The sequence below is a fragment of the Streptomyces sp. NPDC057474 genome (genome assembly GCF_042802555.1).
Lineage (GTDB): Bacteria > Actinomycetota > Actinomycetes > Streptomycetales > Streptomycetaceae > Streptomyces.
Map to the genome: position 1 here is coordinate 1 of NZ_JBHVDX010000077.1, position 22,220 is coordinate 22,220.

Below are 22,220 nucleotides of genomic sequence, written 5' to 3' on the forward strand. Positions count from 1 at the left end.
CTGGCCCTGTCCTTGTATGCCCTCCCCCCCCGCATTTACTTCCCCACCCCACCCACGGTTCCGGTCGCGTCCGGCCGACCTTTATCTCGGTCGGCCGGGCCCCTGCGGGCCTGCAGCGACTCGATTGCACGAGGAGCGCTGCCGTGACTCCGCCCCATGTGAGGGCTTCCAACCCGAAGGTTGCGGTCCAGCCCGAACCGACCCCTTTTGGGGCGGGACGAACGCAACACAGCCCAGGTAAGTGAATTCCCCCACCGGACAAAGCCGGTGGTCCTCGCTAGGAGACTTATGGCAGAGCCGCGGCCCGTCCTGGAGATGACGGGCATAGTCAAAGAATTCCCGGGAGTACGGGCTCTGTCGGGCGTCGACTTCCGGCTCTTCCCCGGCGAGATACACGCTCTGATGGGCGAGAACGGCGCCGGAAAGTCCACCCTGATCAAGGTGCTGACCGGGGTCTACTCCCTGGACGGCGGCACGATCACCCTCGACGGGGAGTCCGTGCGGTTCGCCAGCCCGCTGCAGGCGCAGCAGGCCGGGATCAACACGGTCTACCAGGAGGTCAACCTCTGCCCCAACCTGTCGGTGGCGGAGAACATCTTCATCGGCCGCGAACCGACCCGCTTCGGCCGCATCCAGTGGAAGCGGCTGCGCAAGGAGGCCGCGGAGCTGGTCGACCGGCTCGGCCTCGACATCGACGTGACGGCACCGCTGTCCTCGTACCCGCTGGCCGTGCAGCAACTGGTCGCGATCGTACGGTCGGTGGGCACCGGCGGCGGGGAGGGGAAGGGCACCAAGGTCCTCGTCCTCGACGAGCCGACGTCCAGCCTCGACCGCGACGAGGTCCTCGAACTCTTCCGGCTGATGCGGCGGTTGAAGGACGAGGGGGTCGCGATCCTCTTCGTCTCGCACTTCCTCGACCAGATCTACGAGATCTGCGACCGCATGACCGTCCTGCGCAACGGCACCCTCGTCGGCGAGCACATGGTCAGCGAACTCGACCAGGTCGGCCTGATCCAGCTGATGATCGGCAAGGACCTGGACCAGCTGGAGGAGCTCCACGAGCAGCAGCTGCACGCCGACGTCGGCGAGACCCTGCTGCACGCGGACGGCCTCGGCCGCACGGGCGGCATCGCCCCCTTCGACCTGGACATCAAGAAGGGCGAGGTCGTGGGCCTCGCCGGCCTGCTCGGCTCGGGCCGCACCGAACTCGCCCGGCTGCTCTTCGGCGCCGACCAGCCCGACAGCGGCAAGGTCACCGTGGGCGGCAAGCAGGTTTCGATGAACGCCCCGAACGACGCCATCGGCGCCGGGGTCGCGTTCTGCTCGGAGAACCGCAAGACCGAGGGCCTGGTCCCCGATCTGACGGTCCGCGAGAACATCATCCTGGCCCTCCAGGCGTCCCGCGGCTGGACCCGGCCCATCCCGGCCGCCCAGCGCGACGAACTCGTGGCCAAGTACATCAAGGCCCTCGACATCCGGCCCGCCAACCCGGAGGCCCGCGTCGGCCAGCTCAGCGGCGGCAACCAGCAGAAGGTGCTGCTCGCCCGCTGGCTGATCACCCAGCCGAAGCTGCTGATCCTCGACGAGCCCACACGCGGCATCGACGTCGGCGCCAAGGCCGAGATCCAGAAACTGGTCGTCTCCCTCTCCGAGGACGGCATGTCCGTCCTCTACATCGCGGCCGAGCTGGAGGAGGTCCTCCGCCTCAGCCACACCATCGGCGTGCTGCGCGACCGCAAGCTGGTGGCGCGGCTCACCAACGGGCCGGAGATCACCACCAGCAGGATCCTGGAGACCATCGCGAGCGGAGAACACCAGTGAGCACCCCACCCGTGGCGACGACGGCCACGACCGGCACGACATCCCGCTGGCGGGCGCTGACACACCACCACCTGTTCTGGCCGGTCGCGGTCCTGGCAGCCCTGCTGCTCGTCAACGTCCCCTTCACCCCCGACTTCTTCTCGATCAGGATGACGGACGGCCACCTCTACGGCAGCCTCGTCTCGATCGTGCTCTTCGGCTCGCCCCTGATCCTGGTGGCCGTCGGCATGACCCTGGTCATCGCCACCGGCGGCATCGACCTCTCCGTGGGCGCGGTCGTCGCCATCACCGGCGCCCTGACCTGCTCTTACATCAGCGACCAGGCCGACCAGAACGCGCTGGCCGGGGTGTTCCTGGCCATGGGCATCGGCCTGGTGGCGGCGGTGGTCTGCGGCCTGTGGAACGGCTTCCTGGTCGCCCGGATGGGCATCCAGCCCATCATCGCCACACTGATCATCATGGTCGCGGGCCGAGGTGTCGCCCAGCTGATCACCGACGGCCAGATCATCACCATCAACAGCGAGCCGTACAAGCTGATCGGCGGCGGCTACTGGCTGACGCTGCCCTTCTCCATCTTCGTCGTCGCGGCGGTCGTCGCCGTCACCGTGGCCCTGACCCGCAAGACGGCGCTCGGCCTTCTCGTCGAGTCCGTCGGCGGCAACGCCGAGGCCAGCCGCCTGGTCGGCATCCGGTCCCGCCGCATCAAGATCATGGTCTACGTCTTCTGCGCGCTCTGCGCCGGCATCGCGGGCCTGATGATCAGCTCCAACACCTCGGCCGCCGACGGCAACAACGCCGGCCTGTGGATCGAGCTGGACGCGATCCTCGCCGTGGTGATCGGCGGCACCTCGCTGCTGGGCGGCCGGTTCTCCATCGGCGGCACGGTGATCGGCGCCCTGGTCATCCAGACCCTCACGACGACGATCTACACGATCGGCGTGCCCACCCAGACCAACCTGGTCTTCAAGGCCGCCGTCGTCATCGTCGTCTGCCTGCTCCAGTCCCCGAAGTTCCGCGCGAAGGTCTTCGGCGCCCGGTTCGGCTCCAAGCCCGGCGCGACCGGCGGCGGCACGTCGCCCGCGGCCCCGGCGAAGCCCGCCACGACGCCCGCCGAGGCGGCCCCGAAGATGGAGGTGTCGTGATGACCGCGACCACCAAGACCCCAACGGCCCAGGACAGCCGTACGGCAGCGGCCTCGACGCCGGCCTCCAGGGCGGCGCGGCTGCTCGCCGACCGGCGTCTGCCCGTCCTGGTGACCGCCGCGCTCTTCCTCGCGATGTACATCACGGGCCTGAGCCGCTACCAGAACTACGGTTTCGGCGAGCCGCAGGTCTTCCTCAACCTCTTCATCGACAACGGCTACCTGTTGGTGGCCGCCGTGGGCGCGACCTTCGTGATCCTCTCCGGCGGCATCGACCTCTCCGTCGGCTCGGTCATCGGCTTCACGACTATGTTCACGGCCTGGATGGTGGAACGCCAGGGCCTGCCGATCCTGCTCGTCATCCCCATGGCCCTGGCCGTGGGCGCCTTCGGCGGGTTCCTGATGGGCTATGTGATCCAGAACTTCGAGATCCAGCCCTTCATCGTGACCCTCGCCGGCCTCTTCCTCTTCCGGGGCCTGTGCCTGGTCATCAGCAAGGAGTCGATCGCCATCGGCGACGCGACGGTGAGCAGCCTGGCCCAGACGCAGGTGCAGCTGGGCGTCGGCTTCCTCTCCATCGGCGCGATCATCGCCCTGGTGGTCCTGGCCGCGGCCTTCTACATCCTCCACTACACCCGCTTCGGCCGCCGCGTGTACGCCATCGGCGGCAACGAGCAGTCCGCGATGCTGATGGGCCTCCCGCAGGGCGGCACCAAGATCGCCGTCTACACGGTGTCCGGCTTCTGCTCGGCCCTGGCGGGCCTGCTCTTCACCCTCTACATCCAGTCCGGCGACCCCCTCCACGCCACCGGCATGGAACTGGACGCGATCGCCGCAGTGGTGATCGGCGGCACGCTGCTCACGGGCGGCTCCGGCTACGTCCTGGGCACCGTCTTCGGCGTCCTCGTCCTGGGCCTCATCAAGAGCATCATCCAGTTCGAGGGCACCCTCAGCTCCTGGTGGACGAAGATCGCCACGGGTGTGCTGCTGTGCGCGTTCATCCTGATCCAGCGGGCGATGACGGCACGCAAACAGACCTGAGCCGCGGGGAAGTCCCCCGGCACGACGAGGTCCGCCGCACGGCGTATGTGCGGCGGACCTCTCTGCGTACTCGTCACCTTTCGGGCGGGCCCTCAGGCCAGGAACTCCGCGACGGTCGCCACGAACCGCTCGGGGTCGTCCAACCACGGGTGATGCCCGGCCCCGGGCTGTACGACGAACCCGGCATCCGGGAACAGCGCGGCGTACTCGTCCATCGCGCCGGGCGGCGAGTTGAGATCGACCTCCCCGGCGAGCACGAGCACGGGCTCCTCGAACCGCCGCAACGCGGCCCGCGTACCCTCCGGGTCGAAGGCTCCCTCACCCCCGAAGACGCCTGCGGCCTCGGGATTGCGCTGCTCGGCGCCGGCGGCATCGAGGGCCTGCGCCGCCTCGTCCCAACGCCCGTGCAGGAAGGGCGCGACGGCCGCCCAGTGCCGGTCCGCTCCCCGCCCCGCCGCGACCTCCTCCAGCGCCGCGAACGCCTCTTCGAACCACGCCTCGCCCTCACGCAGCCGGGCGACCGCGAGCCTGTCCTCGCCCCCGACCGCGATCCCGACCCCGAGGGGACTCGGCGTCACCAGAACCAGCCTCCCGACCCGCTCCGGACACATCCGTACATACGCCGCCGCGACATTCGCCCCGGCACAGTGCGCCAGCAGATCGACCCGCTCCACTCCCAACTCCTCCCGAAGCGCCTCCACATCCCCGACGAGCCGGTCACAGCGGTACGTGGAGGTGTCCGCCGGGATCGCGGACTCCCCGGTACCCCGAAGATCCGCCATGACCAGCCGCCGATGCGCGGACAGCCCCCCGAGTTCACCGAGATAGGCGGAGGCGCGCATCGGCCCACCGGGCAGACAGACCAGAGGCGGGCCGTCCCCGAACGTGCGGTAGGCGAGCAGCGTGCCGTCAGGTGCGCGAAAGGTGGCCATACCGCCGACCCTCACAGCCCCCTCGCAACAGGGCAACCGTAATTCGCCTCGCCTCGCCCCGCCCGCCTGCCGAACCTCCTTGTCCGCCCGGCACAGCTCGGACGTCTCCTCGCACTGGACCTGCCCGTCCCCGCGGTCCGCGCACCCCGTCATCGCCGACGCCGACAGACACCTTCGCCCGCAGTCGGACTCACACCGGCACCGGTGTCGTTGTGTCGGCTCACCCGGCGAGGCGGACGGCAGGCGACCCTGCGCGGCGAAATACTTCCGCCATGTCCCCTCGCCCTGCCTCGCCCACCTCGGGATGCGGGGGCACGCCCTTTCGCGTGCTCTTCGTCTGTACGGGAAACCTGCACCGCTCGCCATTGGCTGAGCGCCTGCTGCAGGTCCGGCTCGCCTCGTGCCCGGGTACGTTCCAGGTGAGCAGCGCCGGCACCGCGGCCAGGGCGGGAACACCCATGGACCCGGTGGCCGCGGCCCTCCTCATCGGGCTGGGCGGGGATCCCAGCGGCGTACTCGCTCGCCGGCTGACCGCAGCGCTGGTGGATGACTCCGACCTAGTGCTGGGTGCCGCCGCGGAGCACCGTGAGGCAGCCGTGCGGCTCTCTCCGTTGTGGGCGTTGCAACGGGCCTTCACGTTGCGTGAGTTCACCCGGTTGCTCAGGCCGGAAGACGCCGCGGGTGCGACGGAACCTGCCGAGCGAGCCGCAGCGCTGGTCAAGGGTGCCGCGGCACGGCGGGGAGCGGGCGGCGACCGCCTGGACGACGATGATGTGGCTGATCCGTACGGCGCGCCCACACAGGTGGCGCGAGAGGCTGCGGCGCGGATCGCCGAGTCGGTGGAGCGGATCGCCACGGCGGTACGGGCCGCTCCCCCTGTCCGTGAACATCTCACGATCGAATCCTGAGCCTGAGGGATCCCCGGTGCGGCGAAGGCCACCGGGCCGAGGGCGAGGACCGGGACGTGCGGTCAGTCACCACAGGGCGGGTATGGCCGCACCGTGACCCGCAAGGGCCGCACCAGCGGCTGGCGCAGCAGCGACACGGGACGGTCCGAGGAGCTCTCCACCAGGCGCAGTACCAGGGTACGGGTGACACCGGCGGGCAGCTCCAGGTCAAGGGTGTGGACCGGATGACCGCGCTCGACAGCTTGGTTCACCAGGACCGGTCGCCCGTCCAGAGCAGCCGTGGCCAATTTCGCCCCCTTACTCGCGTAGTACGAAACCAGCAGACGGTTGTCGCCGGGCCGCGTGCGGTAAGGCGGGGCGTCCAGCCGCTGGTTGACATACGTGGGGAGCCCCGAGCGCGGTGCTCTGTTGGTGAGGCTCACGGTCACGGTGACCTCACGGCCGGCCGCGACACACCGGCCAGGTGCCCACTCCAGGCGCCGGTCCAGGTAGTAGTCCAGCTTGTTGCCGGCCGCGTTGTTGACGACCAGTCCGGCGAAGGGGTCGGAGGTATCGGGCAGGGTACCGCCGAACGGACGTCGGCGGAGTTCACGCTGCTCGGACGGGTGAGCACTCCACACCTTGACCCGTCCCTCCCGCAGCTGCCCGCTCAGGGCGGCGAACAACGCGGGCCGTCGCTGCGGGTCGTCGGCCGCCCCCAACAGCCGATCCGCGGCGGCGCGAGCCACGTCGAGGAAGAATTCCTTGCGCTCTTCGGTGTCCGGGTAGTCCACGTAGCTGCTGCGCTCGGTGAGGTCCACGACATTGGCAGCGGTGACCGCGGTGCCATCGGGCAGACGGGCGGGGCCGGACGCGGTGAGCAGCCCTGACAGAACACTGGGATCGAGGGCGAGCGCGCCGTCCACCTTCTGGCCCGTGTGATCCCGCCAGGCGGCCGTCCAGATGCGGGCCGCGTACGGGAAGTGCGGACTGACGTTGGAGTTCACCCAGGTGGTGGTGGGGGCGTTGTGCCCGTGCAACGCGTCATACTCGTCGCCCAGGTCGACTGCCGCGACGGCGTTCGCCATCTCGGTGTCGTTGCCGAAGCGCTCGAACGCCAATCGGCCCCGGTCCGCGGTAAGGACCGCGAACGCGCCGGGCAGCCCGCCGGTGCCGCGTGCCTCGGCCGTGTTCTCGAACACCACCACATACCGCCGTGAGCCCCGTTCTCCCAGCATGGCCGGCATCACCCGCGCCGCCGCGGCGGCGTCGGCCGTGGCGGGGACGATCCGGTCGAGCTGTTCGGCGAGCTGGGCTCGGGCCCGGTCGACGGCGGGCAGCCAGGTCTTACGAGGCAGCTCGTCGACTTCGTCGCGCACGTCGGAGGCGCTGTGTGAGGCCCGGTCGAGGGCCGGAGCGGCCCGGCGAAGCGCGGACAGACTCAGGGGACCACGGTCTTTCGCCGAGTCGGAGGTGAGTTGGGAGACGGACTCCGCCAGAGGCGAGAGCACGTCGCGGGTCAACCGGTCGGCAGCCTCCGCGGCACCGCGCACGGTGCGGAGGGGACCACCCAGGACAGGCAGGTAGGCGGCGGAGTACCAGGCCGGACCGGTGGTGAGACGATGTGCTCGCGCAGCATGCGCGGCGGCTGCGCGCACAGCGGTGTCGGTTCTCTGCCTCACCGGCCCGGCATCCCCCGCGGACGCCTCCGCGGCGGGACGTGCGGCGGTCTGTTGCCGCAGCGAGTCCAGCGCCCGCTGGGCGGACAGCAGTTCATCGCGGGCGAGCAGGCCGGTCACGACGACCCAGCCGGCGCCGGCCAGAGGCAAGCCTGCGACTGCGCACACCAGCAACCTGGCACGACGGCGGCGGAGCCATCGGACCAGGCTGTCGGCGTTGCGTGGTTCGCAGTGTTCCCTGAGGCGCGGCATTCGCATACTGCGGCCCGGTTCAGCCTTCGTCAGTGCGAGTGTGACGGCGTCGTACGACCGTGACCGTCTTGGCGGCGATCGCGGCGAGACCGGCAGCCCCGCCCACCAGCGCCCAGTTCGTGCCCGAACCGGTCGCGGGTCCCGTGCCGCCGCTTACGTCCTGGCCGGTGCCGTCGTAACCGGCCAGAGCCAGGTCCGTCTTCTGGCTCGTCCCGGTGGGGCCGGACTGCTCCTCGGCGGCACCGGTGTTCAGGAAGAGGGTCTTTCCGTTGCCCGTGACCTTGACGGTCCCGGGTCGACCTTCGATGGCAGCACTCAGGGGGAGACTCGTCCCCGCCCGTTCGGGACCGGCGTCGCCGGTCACATCGGTGTTCGCCCTGGCTCCGTGCGGCTTCCCTTCTCCGTGCCCGTTCCCGTTCCCGTGCCCATTCCCGTTCCCGTTTCCGTGCCCGTTTCCGTTCCCGTGCCCGTTCCCGTTCCCGTTCCCATTTCCGTTCCCGTTCTTCCCTGTCACGGTGATGGGAGCGGAGACGCTTCCCGACTGCTCGCCGGTGAGCGTGAACAGATAAGCACCGGGAGGGGTGCCCTTGGGCACCTGGAAGCACCCGAACACAGTGCCCCGCCCGTTGGCCTCGTAGGTCGCGTCCTGGTCATTGCACTTGTCCCCGCCGTCCCCGCTGCGGGTTACTCCGCTGAGGGTGGTCGACGACTGTGGGACGAGCGCTGCAGTGACCGTCTCGCCGGCCTCGAACCCCTCGGCCACGAAATAGATCACCCCGCCCGCGGGCACCGTGGCAGTGCTCAACCCCGGTGGGTAGGGCTGGTAAACATTCGTGGGTACACCGGCATACGCGGACTGCGCGGTCGCCAGTGGTACGGCGGCAACGGCGGTGGCGGCGGTGGCAGCCAAGGCAACCCGCCACGACAAAGATTTGATCATCTTGCTCCGTCTCCCAGTTTGATCTCTGTCCGGATGGCAGCGCCGCCAAAGTACTGACACCTTGCTATATATGCAGATTTGCGCCGCGATTAACGCGGGGAGCCTCAGGAGCCACCTAATGGCCCACTCCCATGGTCCTCGCGGGCGCATCTGGACGCGCCTGCCTTGTCACTCTCCGACACGTCTGGGCGGGCGGACCGTGCCCCCAGGGCATACGCCTGGCGAAGACGGGCCGATTGGACGGCAGGTGTGTGATCGAGGAGCGATTCTGCGAGGAAGGCCAAGTGCCGGTCCCGGAACTTGCCGGGTACCGCGAGGTGCCCCGCAAGCTCCGCGAGCGCGGTCGGCGTCGCTGCCAGATCGCGCAGTCCCAGGGCCGCAAGAGCAGGAATGTCCCGAGCCGCCACGGGAAGGCCGGCGCCGACGGCTTCGAGAAGGGCGAGGGGCGCGCCCTCCCAGGCAGCGGTGTGGACATACACGCCGGCTTCACTCAGCAGACGACGGATCTCGGGTCGCTCCAGCCAGCCCGTCACCCGTACTCCGGCGCCTTCGAGCAACCGCCGCAAGTCCATGTCGCCGTCACCGATCCACACCCAGTCGAGAGACGGACCGGCCGCCGCTGCCCGAGCGAAGAAGGCGGGATCCTTTTGTGGGCACAGCCTCCCGACCGCGACGGCAAGGGGCCGCTGCCTCGGGCACGCTGAAGACAGCGCGGTGTCCGAGCCGGGGAGCACGATGTTGGGTACGTGAACGACCCGCGACACGCCCATTTTCCTGGCGAGTTGAGCTTCCCGCGGGCTGCAGGCCGCCACGACCCCGGTACGCAGGGTCAGCAGACGCTCCGCGATCCAATAGGCGGCCCGGACCACGGAAGGGGTGTCCTGCCGTTCGAAGGCGTAGCAGTGCGGTGTGTAAACGATCTCGTCGGCCGGAATGGCCAACAACTGACGGCAGTAGGCGCCCGCCAGGGAGGAATGGGCGTGGACGCGATCCGGTCGCAGTCTGTTGTAGACATCGGCGATGGCCCGTCTTCGGGCGCGGTAGCCGTCTGGAAGGTGGAGCACGCCGGCGGGGCTCACCCCTTTGGGCAGGGACACCGGGAAATCGGGGCGCTGTGAGAGCAACAGCCAGTGCTCCAGATCGGGCGCCGCTGACACGTAGTCGCCGATCGCGGCTGCGACTCCGCCACCGAAAGCTTCCGTGACGTGCAGGATGCGGCCCGTGGGAGCGCCGATGCGGAGCGGCGGAAATCGCCCGCAATCTTCAGCTGGGTCGACTTCATTCGTGGTCAGGGTCATTCTTTTGCCTCCGATGAGGTTCGCGCGATATGTGCCGCTCCTGAAACTTTTCAGGCCACGGTCCCGGAACGGCCCCGACAGGGCGGGGCATGGTCCAGGAACCGTCGCGAAGGTTCTGCGGCGCACGTGATGAATGTCCAGTGCACCGAGCGAGTGTCAGTAGCGCGATCGCACTCGCTCGGCAAAGGACATGCGGTCGCCTGTGTCGAGCCGAACACGAAGGCAACCAGCCACTCGTATATCTATCCGGCTAATAACTTTTGTGCTACGCGAAAAGGGTGAATTCTCTGCCCGGCTCCTCGTCGACGCGCAACTCACGACAACACGAGTCCAGCCTCAGTGGGTCAGTACTTCCCACATTCGCGCATAGGTCCCTCCCGAGGCGAGGAGGTCACCGTGTCCTCCGTCCTCGACCACCGCGCCGCGGTCCAGGACGACGATGCGATCGGCACGAGCCGCGGTCGCCAGCCGATGCGTCACGAGCAGAACCGTGCGGTCCTCGGCAAACCGCTCCACGGCCCTGGTCACGGCCTCCTCCGTGGCTCCGTCAAGTGCCGCAGTCGCTTCGTCCAGGAGCAAGAGATCCGGTCGTACCATGGCTGCTCTCGCCAGACTGATCAACTGACGTTGTCCGGCCGAGAGATTGGAGCCTCCCGGAGACAATCGGTGGAGGTAGCCACCGGGCAGCCGTGAGAGCACGTCATGAGCGCCCACTGTGCGGGACACCTGCTCCACCTCGTAGTCCGTGGCGCCGGGGCTGCCGTAGGCGATGGCGTCCCGGACCGTACCGGCGAAAAGATAGGGCTCCTGGGGAACAATGCCCAGTCGGCGTCGCCACAGCGCCTCGGGAATGTCCCGCAGATCCGTGCCTGCGTAGAGGATCCGGCCTTTCTCGGGCTCGCAGAATCTGGCGATGAGCTTCAGCAAGGTCGTCTTACCCGCGCCCGTCTCGCCCACAAAGGCAACCATCGTGCGGCGGGAGACGCTGAGTGAGACGTTCCGCAGTACCAGGCGTCCTGCCTGAGAGCCATTGCACGGGTAGGAGAAACTGACGTTGTCGAGCTGCAGAACCGGGCTTTCGGACGCAGAGCTCACAGGGTGGCGGGTAGCTGTCATGTCCTTGCGCGGCTCATGGCTGCCGCTCAGCGGCTCGTGCTCTGCATGTCTCTCCCGCTTCGTGGCCGAAGGCTTCTCGGTGGGGAGACTCTGAATCCGCGCCATGGAGACGACCGCCTGCTGAAACCCGTCCAGTACCTGGACCGCCTGTTGAACCGGCGCGAACAGTAGTTCGAGATAGAGCAGGAATGCGACCACCGTGCCGAGCGAGAGACGACCGTGCTCCAGTTCGGCCATACCTACGATCAGGGCCCCTGCCGTTGCCAAGGCGCTGAGCAGCTGACCCAACGGGTAGTAGGCGGAAAGTTGGAGCTGTGCCCGAAGACGGCTGTTGCGGAACGTCAGGCCGAGATGCGTATGCCGCGCTGCCCAGTCCGCTTCCCTGCGCCAGGCCTGGACGTGTACCAGTCCACGAACGCAAGCGTGGATGTAGTCGGATGTCGCAGCAAGAGCCTCGCGAGCCTCGTGGTAGGCCGGAAGGGTACGCCGCTGCATGCGCACGGTGGCGAACAAGAGAAAGACAGCTGCCACCAGCGCGACGATCGCAAGCCGCGCACTGCTGGCGACAAGGACGAGAAGGATCCCGGCGAAGGACACTGAGCTGACAAAGGTCCAAGTGAGCCCTGTTTGGGCGAAAGCCGCGAGTGCATCGATGTCTGTCGTCATCCGGGAGACGGTCACGCCTGCGGGCTCCCGCTCGTAGAAGTCGAGGCCGAGGCGCTGAAGGCGCTGGAACAGGCGGGCCCGCAGGGTGTAGAGCAAGCGTTCCGTCGTCCGCCCTGCGGTGATCGTTGCTGTGATTTGCAGCAACCACTGGATGACCACCACCGCCATGCCGACTGCCGTGGCCGTCCATAGGGCGTGGGACAGCGCGCGTTGCACTCCGGCGTCCACGCCGTGTCGGACCAGCAGTGGAACGGCCAGAGCGCAGGTGGCGTCCGCGAGGGCCAGTACGACGATGAGCGCGGCAGGTGTTCTGTACTCGCGCAGTAATGCGATGGCCGAGAGCGAGGAGTCCGCTTCGGCATCGTATTTCGGGGGCCGATCGACGGCGGGTGGCAGCGCGTCGAGGCGGGCGCGGAGTCGCGGAGCGAGTGTGAGCGCGGCCAGGCCACGCCGAGGCCCCTCGGAGTTGCTCTCTCGGAGCTGCTTGTCGGCATCTCCCGCGCCGTAGGGCCAAGAGAGCTGAGCGGTGCTGTCTGCAAGGGTGCTGACTGGGGCTGTGCGGGCAGCGGGAACATCCTTGCGGGGTGATTCCCCGACAAGGGAACGGAAGAAGTGCGAGCGGGAGGCAAGTTCCGTGTAGGTGCCCTCATCCGTGACCCGACCACCATCGAGGACGGCGATGCGGTCCGCCAGCCGCAGCACGGCAGGTCGGTGGGTGGCGATGACGGTGGTCCGCTCACCCGGCAGTTTCGCCACGGCCGTGAGGATCTTCCACTCGACCACGGGATCCAGTGCGGAGGTCGCATCGTCCAGAACCAGCACCCGGGGGTCGGCGAGCAACGCTCGTGCCAGCGCGATGCGCTGCCGCTGTCCGCCTGACAGCTGCCGACCGCCTTCACCGATCTTCTCCTCGTATTCGTTCGGGAGTTCGGTCACGAAGTCGTGGCACTGTGTGACTCGAGCCGCCTGGATGACCTCCTCGAAGGTCGCTTCAGGCCTGCCGAACGCGATGTTCTCGCGCACCGAACCGGAGAGGATGAACGGCTCGCTCGAGACCAGTCCGACCGCGGAGCGCACCCCGGCCAGCGTCAGGTCACGGATGTCGACACCATCGAGGCGGATCGTCCCGGAGCCGGGGTCTTGATGCCTCAGCAGCAGGGAGACAGCTGTGGTTTTCCCTGAGCCGGTCGGCCCCACCAGCGCGAGAGTCTTTCCGGCGGGGCAGGCCAGCGACAAGCCCTCGAGGCCGGCGGAAGCTTGGTCGTGCCGGAAGGAGACCCGGTCGAACTCGACGGACAGTGCAGTCGTCGGTGCGGAGTGTGGGTCCCCGTCCTCGGGGTCGGCTACTGCCGGCCTCAGATCAATGATCGCAAAGAGACGATCAAGGCTGGCCAGCGCCTGGCTGCTCAGAGCGACCATTCCCAGCATCGTCTTCGCCGGCCCCATCACCATCGCCAGATAGGCGTTGAACGCGACGAATGTTCCGAGCGAGAGCGTGCCGCGCAGTACCATCCAACCGCCAACCGCCAAGATGCCGAGCTGACCCAGCACCGGCACGGCCTGACTCGCCGGGACGTAGCGGGCAATCATCCGCACGACGCGCATACGTGCGGCGAACAACTGCTCAGCACTGAGGCGGAGCTTGTTCATCTCCCGCCGCTCCTGGGCAAAACCCTTCACGACGACGGCCCCACAGACCGCGTCGCTCACCACATCGGCGACTGCGGCAACGTCGCGCTGCGCCTGCCAACTCGCAGGGAACACCCAGCGTGCGCTCTGGTAGCTGAAGAACCACAGCAAGGGGATCGTGCCCAGCGCAACCACCGTCAGTGTCGGTGACAACGCAAGCATCATGACCGCGGCCAGGCCGAGCAGGAGCAGGGCCCCGAGCAGTGAGGGGACCATGAACAGGGCTCCCAGCACAATGTGCAGGTCGCTGGTGGAACTCACCAGCAGTTGGCCCCCCCTCAGTTCCGCCTGCTGCGCACCGTCCAGTCGCAGCACGGCACGGAAATACTCCTCACGCAGATCATGCTGAACATCGAGACCCAAGTGGCCCGCCCAGTAGTGCCGGAGGAAGTTCAGCGTGTAAAGCGCCAGGCCGGACAGAACGACGAGCGCTGCCCAGGGAGCCAACGGCCGTGTCCTCGCGACGATCACGTCGTCGATCACCAGCCGTGGCAGCAATGGCATGAGTGCGGTGAGCGCAGTAGCGGCGAGTGTGGCAGCCAGGGTGGCCATCAGGCGTCCCCTGCGTCTCGAAAAGTAGCCTGCGATGCGCGGAACGGCAGGGAATCCGGCCTGGATACGATTCACGCGAAAATCCTAGGCGGCCAAACCAGAAGAACCATCGGGCTTCAATCGTACGATGCCCAGATACCACCTGCAGCGGTAATACGCTCCACCGTTCGGCCGAGGCTGTGCGTGTCTTCCCAGCCAACAGTCCCACTGCGCATAGTTACTATCCGCAGGAGGTAGTGTGAAAATGGAAGAAGAGACCATCTGGCTGACGGAGCGCTTGTGAGCGACGTGCGAGTCGCACTGGTGGTGCCCACCATCGGTAGAGCCGCCGAGTTGGATGAGCTGCTGTGCAGCGTGGAATCCCAGAGCCACCCCGTGGCCTCCGTCGTCATCGCGGACCAAAGCAACGGCCATGACGTACGTGAGCTCGTCGCACGGTGGAAGCGACGGCTTCCCGTGACCCGAGTAGTCTCCTGCGGTGGAGCGTCGAAGGGACGCAACGACGGAATCGCCGCCCTCCCCAACTGCGATGTCATCGGCTTTCCGGATGACGACGTCTGGTACCAACGTGACACAGTGGAGCGGGCAGTGGGCGCGCTGCGTCGTCACGGCGGTTGTGTCTCCGGAGTCCTCACCACCACAGTGGGGACTGTCGGAAGGATGGGCGCCGCCAGCGATCCGCGCCTGCTGGACAAGCGGACCCTGTGGAAGTGGGCGATGGAAGCAACGTGCTTTTTCGAACGCCGCTACTTCACCACCGTGGGATATTTCGACCCCGGCCTCGGTGTCGGGGCTCCCACGCCTTGGCAATCAGGCGAGATCTCCGACCTTTTGCTGCGCGGACTGCGCAGCGGCTTTCCGCTCTGGTCCGATCCCGCAGTCCGGGTGTTCGACAGAGCTGAAGTCGATTCCAGGGACGCCACCTACAGGTTGAAAGCACGGCGATACGCGCGAGGTACCGGCCGGGTCCTGCGGCAACACCAGGAGCAGGGCCGGTACGCCACTTCTCTGGCGGGGCCCGCAGTGCAGTCCGTCTGTGGACTGCTGCGCGGCCGGCCGCACACAGCACTGTTGAAGCTGCACGTCACGCTGGGCCGTGCAGAAGGAATGGTAGGCCGGGTGCTCCCACTTTCCCCGGAATGAGCTTCTTTCGCCGAGTGTGGAGGAAGGCGGAATCTACGCCGGGCTTGCCTAGGCCGTGGCAGGCAGTGAGCCTTTCCCCTCCTCGGTCTGGGCTGGCCAGACCGAGGGTGAGGACAGCTTGAACGAGGCTCGTGATCCGGGTCGTCGAGCAGCGGGGAAAGAGGCTCATTGAGGGCGGCGCCGGACAACGCTCGCGCAGGTGAGAGTGAACCCGGATGACCATGTGCGCCGGAGGTGAGGAGGAGCCGGCCGACAATCGGCCGTTCAAGAGCGATTCCGCATGTGGCGCACGCGGCTACCCCCGCGCCGAACGGCATGCGCCCAGAACATGGGCTGCCGAGCAACTCGTGCCAGATCGCGGCGTGCTACGGAGAAGAGGAACGTCGGTTCACCCGACAGGCTGACGGGCAGCCAGCTATAGCCGAGAGTCGAGAGGAACTTCTTCACTGCTTGCTTGACTTCTTTCGATTGAAGCTCAACCACGATCGCCGGATGCCACCTCCTGAGAGTCTCGACACTCCCTTCGAGTACCGCGAGTTCAGCACCTTCGACGTCAATCTTCATCAAGCGTGGGGCTCGCACGTTCAGACGATCGACAGTGGTCACCTCCACCTGTCCTGCAGCGTCGACATTCACCGCTGCAGAACCAAGGTTTCCTGGGATTCGCACCCGGACAGATCCCCTGCCGGCCTGCCGGGAGACTGCCACATTCCGTGGGTCAATATCGCCGACATTCCGGCAGGCGTTCTGCCGTAGGATTTCGAAGGCGTCAGGATTTGGCTCCAGAGCAAGGACGCGGCAGCCATGCCGGGAGTAACTCAGAGCGTGATTTCCAATATTGGCCCCCACGTCGACGACGAGATCGCCAGGCGAAATGAGAGAAGCAGTCAATCTCAGTAGCCTGTACTCGTAAGGGCGACCGGTGCGCAAGATCTCTTTGCCGATGTGGTCATCTGCGGCAACCGTCAGAGAATATGGGCCGTACAGATCCGAAACCGGGACAGTTTGTGTTTGCATGCCACTACCTCTCATTGAGCTTCTGCAGGGTGGCCGCCACTGATCTGGTGACGGATGGCAGGACCGTCGACATCACCGCTGCCCACGCCCACCGCATCAGCACCGTCTGTGAACGGCTGAGGATCCTGTGTTGGTCAACAAAGCGTACGATCAGCCGTGCTTGCCACTGCACTCTCCTTCGCGGTTGCTGACCTTTTGCAAGGCCCAGGAAAGCAGCACGGCTGCCAGGATTCCCGGGAACGCCCTGCCCTGACCCCAGTAGAAAAAGCGGGCCAGTTCGACAGTCCCGATGAAGAGGACGCTGTAGAGCAGCAAGGCTCCTGGGTGGCCCGCCTTCAGGGCCCGGTAGCAGCGGCCCAAGCCGTATCCGAGAACAATCCAGAACGCGACCGCACCGAAGGCTCCGTAGTCGACTGCGGGCGCCAAGATGCCGCCTTCGTTGTTGAACTCCGGATTCGCGTGCAGCGACAGTGTGGCCTTCCATCCGCTCCTGGGGTCGATACCGAGAAGCTGCGACTGGTCGAGGAGCAACGAAAGGCCGGGGAATTCCCAGAGGAACTTCATGGTGTAGTACGGCAGTTCGAGATGTGGTGCCATGTGGTCACGCAAGAGAATGGAGTTGTTGACTGCGGTCGCGTAGTAGCCACCCAGTCGATGGACAATGAATTCCAGATAGCTGCCGCCTTGCCGGCTGTAGTAGTCGTTCCAGCTGCGGGTGTACTCGAAGCTGGCGAAGACGCAGATCAGCAGCAGGGGGGCCAACAGGGGCGCCAGCGCCCATTTCCAGTCGCCGGAGGACCTGCGCGGAGACGGCAGGCGGGGCCGGGTGCGGCGTGGCCGGGTGCGGCGTGTCGGAGCGAGGGCGGCAGCCAGCACGATCAGGGGCGTGAGCACTTCGAGCAGTGCGAGACGCTCCGCATGAACCAGCGCGCGCACCGTGGCGAGCAGCAGCAACATCGTGATGGCGAGGTAGTGGCGCTTTCCCGTGGCCCGCTGATGAAGCATCAGGCAGGCGGCGGCCAGGGGCCCGAACTGCGTCTGCGTGGTTACGCCGGCCACCGGAGTGAGCAGGCGTTTGACCTCCACGATCGCTCCTGCTTCCAGCCGGGTCACGGCGAACAACTGTGCCGGTTGGAGACCGCGCAGTACTCCGATGAGCAGCCATGCGAGGTAGCCGGCGAAGGTCAGCGCGAGCAGCAATCGCCCGGCATGAAGCAGCAGTCGCTGCTGCGCGGGGGACAACTCCACGTACCGGTGGTCCCGCTTGTGCGTCTTTGCGGACGTACCCGCGGAAGCCAGCAGCACACCGGCGACGAACGCCGCCAGCAGCGTGAGGACGAGGACCGCCATGGTGCCGGTGACGAATTTCGGTGTACGCCACCAGATTCGGAAGGACGCATCGCTCACCGAGGCGGCGATCAGTACGCCGGGCACCACGGACAGGGTCACCGGCCACGAGGGTTGCAGCCACCACGAGCCGCGGCGCAGGGCCAGTCGTGTCTGCCGGGGGTCGCTGGTCGAATCCGTTTGATCCGAGCGCTCCTCAAGCGTGCCGGTGATTCGCCCGTCCCTAGACACTGAAGCCTTCCCGGCCCGGCACAGCGGCGGCAGGCAGCCGAAGAGCCCGGGCGGCCGAGGCATCCAGCCGCGCCGCTTCGGCACGCAGCCGCGGCAGGGCCCGGTGCACCTGTCCCCAGTACGGTTCCGGATCTGACTTCAGGGCGTCGACCTGCGCGCGTACGCGCACGGGATCGAAATTGCGCGCGGAATGCAGCCATCGTTCAAGACCCAGGTCGCTGAAGGCGGCCGGGCCCTTGCGCTCGTAGCTCAGATGGATGGCCGGCACGCCTGCCAGCAGGGCTTGCACGGCACCGTGCAGGCGCACCGAGACCACAACCGCAGGCCGAGTGGCGGTGAGAGCGTCCCCGAGCGTCGGCACGCTTCCCTGGGTGAGCCCGGTACTGGCCCAGAATGCCCGGTCGTCATTGTTGCTTCCGACGCATGCCTGTGCGACGGGCAACAGATCCCCACGCCCGGCAGAGGCCTGGAAGAGGGAGCGCAGCGCGTCGGAATAGCCGGAGCGACCGGGCAGGGAACGCGCGGCCACCAGTACCGGTCCGTCCTGCCGGGGCTCGGCCGGAGCGACACCGGCACGGGCCAGCCGCAGCAGCGCCAGATCGGGGAAACGGCACGCGTGCGGCAACAGTCCCAGACTTCTGTCGTCGCGAACGAACACTGACGGGATGTCCAGCAGCCAGCGTCGCAGGAGACGTCCTGCCGGCCCCCGCAGCGGGCCGATGCTGGCGGGCAGGTACAGCGCCGGGACACCGCGCCGGGCCGCCGCGGCGGCGGCCCGCAGCTGACCTCCGTGGGCCAGCATCGTCCGGGCGCCTTCCTCCCACCTTCCGCTGCGCAGAAATCCGCCTCCCACGGCCAGGAGAGCCTCGGCCTCGTCGATCGCGGTACGGACCGGGTGCGCCAGACCGGACAGCAGCGCGGCTGCGCCGAGCACTCGTCGTCCCATGCCGCCGCCCTGGGCATGGGCACCGATGACGTCCGGAAGATCGGAGAAGGAGTCCGCATCGTGCGCCACGACCCGTACCCGGTCGGCGGGGGTACCGAGGCGTTCCAAAAGGGCCAGGGCTTCATCGATGAGAAGTCCGTCCCCAGCGTTGCCCCGGCTGTAGGCGTGCAGCACCACGATCATCGGACAGCCCTCGTACCCGTTCGCCCTCGGCGGGCTCCGCCCCCTGCCAGCTCGACGAACAACTCGTGGTGGGCGGCGGCGGACTTCTCCCAGGAGAACTGACGAGCCCGGGCTCGTCCCGCCTCGCGCAGTCCTGCCAGCCCGGCCTCGTCGGAAAGCAAGCCGCTCAGCGCCGATGCCAGGGCGGCGGGCGAGGGATCAGCCACGGTCAGTGCGGCGTCCCCTGCCACTTCGGGGAGCGATCCGGCCCGCGTGGTCACCACCGGCGTCCCACAGGCCATCGCCTCGAGCACCGGCAGCCCGAACCCTTCGTAGCGGGACGGGAACGCGAACACCTCGGCGGCCCGCATCAGCGGGGCCACCGCCTCGCAGCCGACCGGTCCGAGATACCTCACCCGCGGTGACGTATGAAGTGCCTTGAGGATGGGCCCGGCATCCCAGGCGGGAGCACCGGCCACTACGAGCGGCACCCCGGCCCGTACGAGTCGCGGGTCGTCCATGGCCGCGATCAGCGAAGGGACGTTCTTGCGAGGGTCCAGATTGCCGAGGTAGAGCACGAACCGTTCGGGGAGCGCGAATTGAGCCAGGACAGCGGCGTCGGCCCGGGCGTCGGTGTGGAACCGGGCCGTGTCGACGCCATGAGGGATGACATGGATCCGCTGCGCAGGCACTTCGAACGCCCGCACCAGATCGTCGGCCGAGGAACGCGAGACGGTCACCACCGCATCCGCCAGCCGCGCCAGCCGTCCTGTGCGCGTCTGCCAGATCCGCGCCGCCCCCGGACGTCGGACCGGCAGGTGCAGTGAGGCCGCCCCGTGCACGGTCGCGACCATGGGTGCACTGCTGTGGATCAGTGCGCCGGTGTCGGCGGGGTAGTGGAGGAGGTCGGCGTCACGCAGTGCACAGGGCAGGGGCGAGAGCACAGCGTCTGCGAGGGCGTAGGCCGTGGCGCGGCCGACTCCGGTGAGATTGCCCAGAGTCGGCCACAGAGGCCGGTGCACGACTCCTCGCAGGGCGAGGTGCCGGTAGAGCGTGGTGGCATAGGTGGTGTTGCCGCCCACGTTGTGGGTGAAGACCTTGGAACTGATCGCCACCCGTAGTTGAGACAGTGCTGGTGTCCGAGTGGCCGTCATCGTGTCACCTCGTGGGTACCGAATGGGCGGGCGGGTGGGGCCAAGGGGAGACCAAGAAGGTTCCCGGTCGGGAAGCTGCGCGCGAGTTCGTCGTCTTTCGGCCCCGTTCCACTGGATCTCCGTATCGATGGCAGAGCTGTAGCGGCACATGCTTGCCACGCCATTGATCCGTGCACCCTTTTCGCGTCCCTTCACGCCGACAGACTCTCGGGCTGAAAGCCCGCACGAAACTGAGCATGCTCGGCCATGTGCGGCACTGGCGCGCAACACACTCCCCAGCTGTGGAATCGCCCCCTAATGCCGCATTTTCTCCGCGACTGCGGCTCACGGTCTCCCCGAGTGGACAGCTCCTGAGCCCTCTTCAGCGACGGAACCGGAACACATGATGCTTTTGGGTCACATGCCGGATTCATCACCTCATGTCGTATGGTGGGGCTCTGTTTGCTGGATCCGATCGGGGACGGGAACCTTGGACCTGCGCGACTATCTACGAGTCCTGTCTCGCCGCTGGCGGGCCATCGCCCTGCTGACCCTCCTCGGAGCAGGGGTCGGTGTGCTCACCCCCCACACAGCCACCCCGGAGTACCAGGCCAGCACGGAGATCTTCGTCTCCGTGCGGGAGGGGGCCGACACGCTCCGGCTCGCGCAGGGAAACGTCTTCACCCAGGCCCGAGTTCAGTCGTACGCAGAGGTGGCGGCGAGCCCTCTGGTGACCCGGCACGTCGTGCGGACGCTGCGGCTCGACATGACGCCGACTCAACTGAGCCATCGGATCAGCGCGACCACGCAGCCCGACACGGTGCTGATCCGACTCACCGTCACCGACACCCGGCCGGGGCGGGCTGCCCGGATCAGCGATGCCGTGGCCGATCGCTTCGCCGAGGTGGTCCGCGGCCTGGAGCGCCCGGACGACGCCGAGACGTCACCTGTGCGGCTGACCGTCACCCAGCCTGCCTCCGTGCCCTCCGCGCCCTCTTCCCCGCGCCCCGCCGTGAACCTCGCGATCGGGGTGATGGCCGGGCTGGTCCTCGGGGCCGGTCTGGCCGTGGCAAGGGAGTCGATGGATCGCTCGGTACGCAGCCTTCAGGCTCTGACCGAGTTGCTGGCCGGGTTCGGCGGCCCCCCCGTGCTCGGCAGCATCGCGCACGACCCACGCGCGGGACGCCATCCCGTGGCGGTGCGCGACGACATGCACGGACTGCGCGCCGAGGGCTTCCGGCGGCTGCGCACCAGCCTGCGGTTCGTGGACGTGGACCAGCCCCCGAAGGTCATCGCGGTAACCAGCCCGCTACCCCGCGAGGGCAAGACCAGTGTCGCCATCAACCTGGCCGCGGCCCTGGCCGAGACCGGCTCCTCGGTGTGCCTGGTCGACGCCGACCTGCGCCGTCCCTCCACCGCCCGCACCCTGGGCCTGGTCCGGGACGCCGGGCTCACGACCGTGTTGATCGGCCAGGCCGAGGTGCATCAAGTGCTGCAGTCCGCGGGCTCCTTCTCGATGCTGACCAGCGGCTCGGTACCGCCCAATCCCACCGAGCTGCTGGGCAGCGCCCAGCTGAGGGCCGTGCTGCGCACTCTCGCCGAGAAGTTCGACCATGTCGTGGTGGACACCGCGCCGGTGCTGCCGGTGGCGGACGCGTCCGTGATCGCCTCCGCCGTCGACGGCTACCTGCTCGTGGTGCGGGCTTCACGCACCAGCCGCGACCAGGTCGGCGCCACCCTCCGCACGCTGGAGCACGTCGGCGCTCCCGTGCTCGGTACGGTCCTCAACATGGCGTCGTCGAAGGAGGAGGGCGGCGCGTACGGCTATGCGTACGAATACCGGCCGCAGCGCCAGACAACCAGCCGCTTCTCCAGGCGACGCGGTGGCAAACGCGTGCCGTCCGTCGGTAGCGCTCCCACCCTGCCGACTCCTGGTGGAGAACCGAATGTCCAGGCCGCGGACACGGAGGAGGCACTCGACGGCAAGCCGCGCTCCATGACCGCCGAGCGGAGTCCTCAGCGATGAGTGCCACCGCCGGCTGATCGTGACCGCAGTGGTGGGGCGGATCTTCGATCACTTCGCGCACCCCGTCCCGGCCTCCCGGGACGGGGCAGGTATCGAGGGTGCGGAAGCCTTGTACGTCTCCGGTGGACAGACGAAGTCTGTTGTCGGCCCTGCGGAGGATCATGTTCCGGGGCCGGTGACGGTTCCGTTCGGCTGTCGGCT

15 protein-coding genes are annotated in these 22,220 nt (G+C 67.8%); 6 read left to right on the forward strand and 9 right to left on the reverse strand.

Annotated features, from left to right (window positions below):
- Positions 1 to 288: 288 nt before the first annotated feature.
- From ACFU53_RS22175 to yjfF, 3 genes are read left to right on the forward strand one after another with little or no spacing between them, the layout of a single operon-like run.
- Positions 289 to 1,821 carry a sugar ABC transporter ATP-binding protein gene (locus ACFU53_RS22175; RefSeq protein WP_383994947.1) on the forward strand — a complete coding sequence of 511 codons (1,533 nt, stop codon included), beginning with the start codon at positions 289 to 291 and terminating at the stop codon, positions 1,819 to 1,821.
- 11 nt (positions 1,822 to 1,832) lie between these two features.
- Positions 1,833 to 2,963, forward strand: a complete 1,131-nt coding sequence (locus ACFU53_RS22180) for an ABC transporter permease (protein WP_383995020.1) — start codon at positions 1,833 to 1,835, stop codon at positions 2,961 to 2,963.
- Positions 2,963 to 4,003, forward strand: a complete 1,041-nt coding sequence (gene yjfF / locus ACFU53_RS22185; protein WP_383994950.1) for a galactofuranose ABC transporter, permease protein YjfF — start codon at positions 2,963 to 2,965, stop codon at positions 4,001 to 4,003. The genes ACFU53_RS22180 and yjfF overlap by 1 nt, the downstream gene beginning before the upstream one ends.
- Before the next feature lie 92 nt (positions 4,004 to 4,095).
- Here the strand turns inward: yjfF and ACFU53_RS22190 are convergent, their stop codons facing one another.
- On the reverse strand, positions 4,096 to 4,935 hold the full coding sequence (locus tag ACFU53_RS22190; RefSeq protein WP_383994953.1) for an alpha/beta fold hydrolase: 840 nt from the start codon (positions 4,933 to 4,935) through the stop codon (positions 4,096 to 4,098).
- A gap of 272 nt (positions 4,936 to 5,207) precedes the next feature.
- Between ACFU53_RS22190 and ACFU53_RS22195 the strand changes: the two genes are divergently transcribed.
- Positions 5,208 to 5,843, forward strand: a complete 636-nt coding sequence (locus tag ACFU53_RS22195; RefSeq protein ID WP_383994956.1) for a low molecular weight phosphatase family protein — start codon at positions 5,208 to 5,210, stop codon at positions 5,841 to 5,843.
- Between the two features lie 62 nt (positions 5,844 to 5,905).
- Here the strand turns inward: ACFU53_RS22195 and ACFU53_RS22200 are convergent, their stop codons facing one another.
- From ACFU53_RS22200 to ACFU53_RS22215, 4 genes are all read right to left on the reverse strand, one after another.
- Positions 5,906 to 7,651: a DUF4012 domain-containing protein gene (locus ACFU53_RS22200; RefSeq protein ID WP_383994959.1), complete on the reverse strand. Its 1,746-nt coding sequence runs from the start codon at positions 7,649 to 7,651 to the stop codon at positions 5,906 to 5,908.
- Positions 7,652 to 7,772: 121 nt separating this feature from the next.
- Positions 7,773 to 8,558, reverse strand: a complete 786-nt coding sequence (locus tag ACFU53_RS22205; RefSeq protein ID WP_383994962.1) for a hypothetical protein — start codon at positions 8,556 to 8,558, stop codon at positions 7,773 to 7,775.
- A gap of 239 nt (positions 8,559 to 8,797) precedes the next feature.
- Positions 8,798 to 9,991 carry a glycosyltransferase family 4 protein gene (locus ACFU53_RS22210; RefSeq protein ID WP_383994965.1) on the reverse strand — a complete coding sequence of 398 codons (1,194 nt, stop codon included), beginning with the start codon at positions 9,989 to 9,991 and terminating at the stop codon, positions 8,798 to 8,800.
- 336 nt (positions 9,992 to 10,327) lie between these two features.
- The gene (locus tag ACFU53_RS22215) at positions 10,328 to 14,089 is read right to left on the reverse strand and encodes an ABC transporter ATP-binding protein (RefSeq protein ID WP_383994968.1); all 3,762 of its coding nucleotides are present in this window, start codon (positions 14,087 to 14,089) and stop codon (positions 10,328 to 10,330) included.
- A 204-nt stretch (positions 14,090 to 14,293) separates the two neighbouring features.
- On the opposite strand from ACFU53_RS22215, the gene ACFU53_RS22220 reads away from it, so the two are divergent.
- Entirely contained in the window at positions 14,294 to 15,157 is an 864-nt protein-coding gene (locus tag ACFU53_RS22220; RefSeq protein ID WP_383994971.1) for a glycosyltransferase family 2 protein, read from the forward strand.
- Positions 15,158 to 15,421: 264 nt separating this feature from the next.
- Here the strand turns inward: ACFU53_RS22220 and ACFU53_RS22225 are convergent, their stop codons facing one another.
- The 4 genes from ACFU53_RS22225 to ACFU53_RS22240 form a co-directional block, all read right to left on the reverse strand.
- Entirely contained in the window at positions 15,422 to 16,174 is a 753-nt protein-coding gene (locus ACFU53_RS22225; protein ID WP_383994974.1) for an FkbM family methyltransferase, read from the reverse strand.
- A 150-nt stretch (positions 16,175 to 16,324) separates the two neighbouring features.
- Entirely contained in the window at positions 16,325 to 17,623 is a 1,299-nt protein-coding gene (locus tag ACFU53_RS22230) for a hypothetical protein (RefSeq protein ID WP_383994977.1), read from the reverse strand.
- A gap of 121 nt (positions 17,624 to 17,744) precedes the next feature.
- Positions 17,745 to 18,881 (reverse strand): polysaccharide pyruvyl transferase family protein, encoded by a 1,137-nt coding sequence (locus tag ACFU53_RS22235; RefSeq protein WP_383994980.1) that lies wholly within the window; start codon positions 18,879 to 18,881, stop codon positions 17,745 to 17,747.
- The gene (locus ACFU53_RS22240) at positions 18,878 to 20,014 is read right to left on the reverse strand and encodes a glycosyltransferase family 4 protein (RefSeq protein ID WP_383994983.1); all 1,137 of its coding nucleotides are present in this window, start codon (positions 20,012 to 20,014) and stop codon (positions 18,878 to 18,880) included. Before ACFU53_RS22240 ends, ACFU53_RS22235 begins: the two co-directional genes overlap by 4 nt.
- 469 nt (positions 20,015 to 20,483) lie before the next feature.
- Here ACFU53_RS22240 and ACFU53_RS22245 point away from each other — a divergent pair, with 469 nt between their 5' ends.
- Positions 20,484 to 22,019 carry a polysaccharide biosynthesis tyrosine autokinase gene (locus tag ACFU53_RS22245; protein WP_383994986.1) on the forward strand — a complete coding sequence of 512 codons (1,536 nt, stop codon included), beginning with the start codon at positions 20,484 to 20,486 and terminating at the stop codon, positions 22,017 to 22,019.
- The last annotated feature ends 201 nt before the right edge of the window (positions 22,020 to 22,220 follow it).

Excerpts from the sequence above, each read along its gene's own strand:
- ACFU53_RS22175 (WP_383994947.1), top strand. The coding sequence starts at position 289 with ATGGCAGAGCCGCGGCCCGTCCTGGAGATGACGGGCATAGTCAAAGAA.
- yjfF (WP_383994950.1), top strand. The coding sequence starts at position 2,963 with ATGACCGCGACCACCAAGACCCCAACGGCCCAGGACAGCCGTACGGCA.
- ACFU53_RS22190 (WP_383994953.1), bottom strand. The coding sequence starts at position 4,935 with ATGGCCACCTTTCGCGCACCTGACGGCACGCTGCTCGCCTACCGCACG.
- ACFU53_RS22195 (WP_383994956.1), top strand. The coding sequence starts at position 5,208 with ATGTCCCCTCGCCCTGCCTCGCCCACCTCGGGATGCGGGGGCACGCCC.
- ACFU53_RS22210 (WP_383994965.1), bottom strand. The coding sequence starts at position 9,991 with ATGACCCTGACCACGAATGAAGTCGACCCAGCTGAAGATTGCGGGCGA.
- ACFU53_RS22225 (WP_383994974.1), bottom strand. The coding sequence starts at position 16,174 with ATGCAAACACAAACTGTCCCGGTTTCGGATCTGTACGGCCCATATTCT.
- ACFU53_RS22235 (WP_383994980.1), bottom strand. The coding sequence starts at position 18,881 with ATGATCGTGGTGCTGCACGCCTACAGCCGGGGCAACGCTGGGGACGGA.
- ACFU53_RS22240 (WP_383994983.1), bottom strand. The coding sequence starts at position 20,014 with ATGACGGCCACTCGGACACCAGCACTGTCTCAACTACGGGTGGCGATC.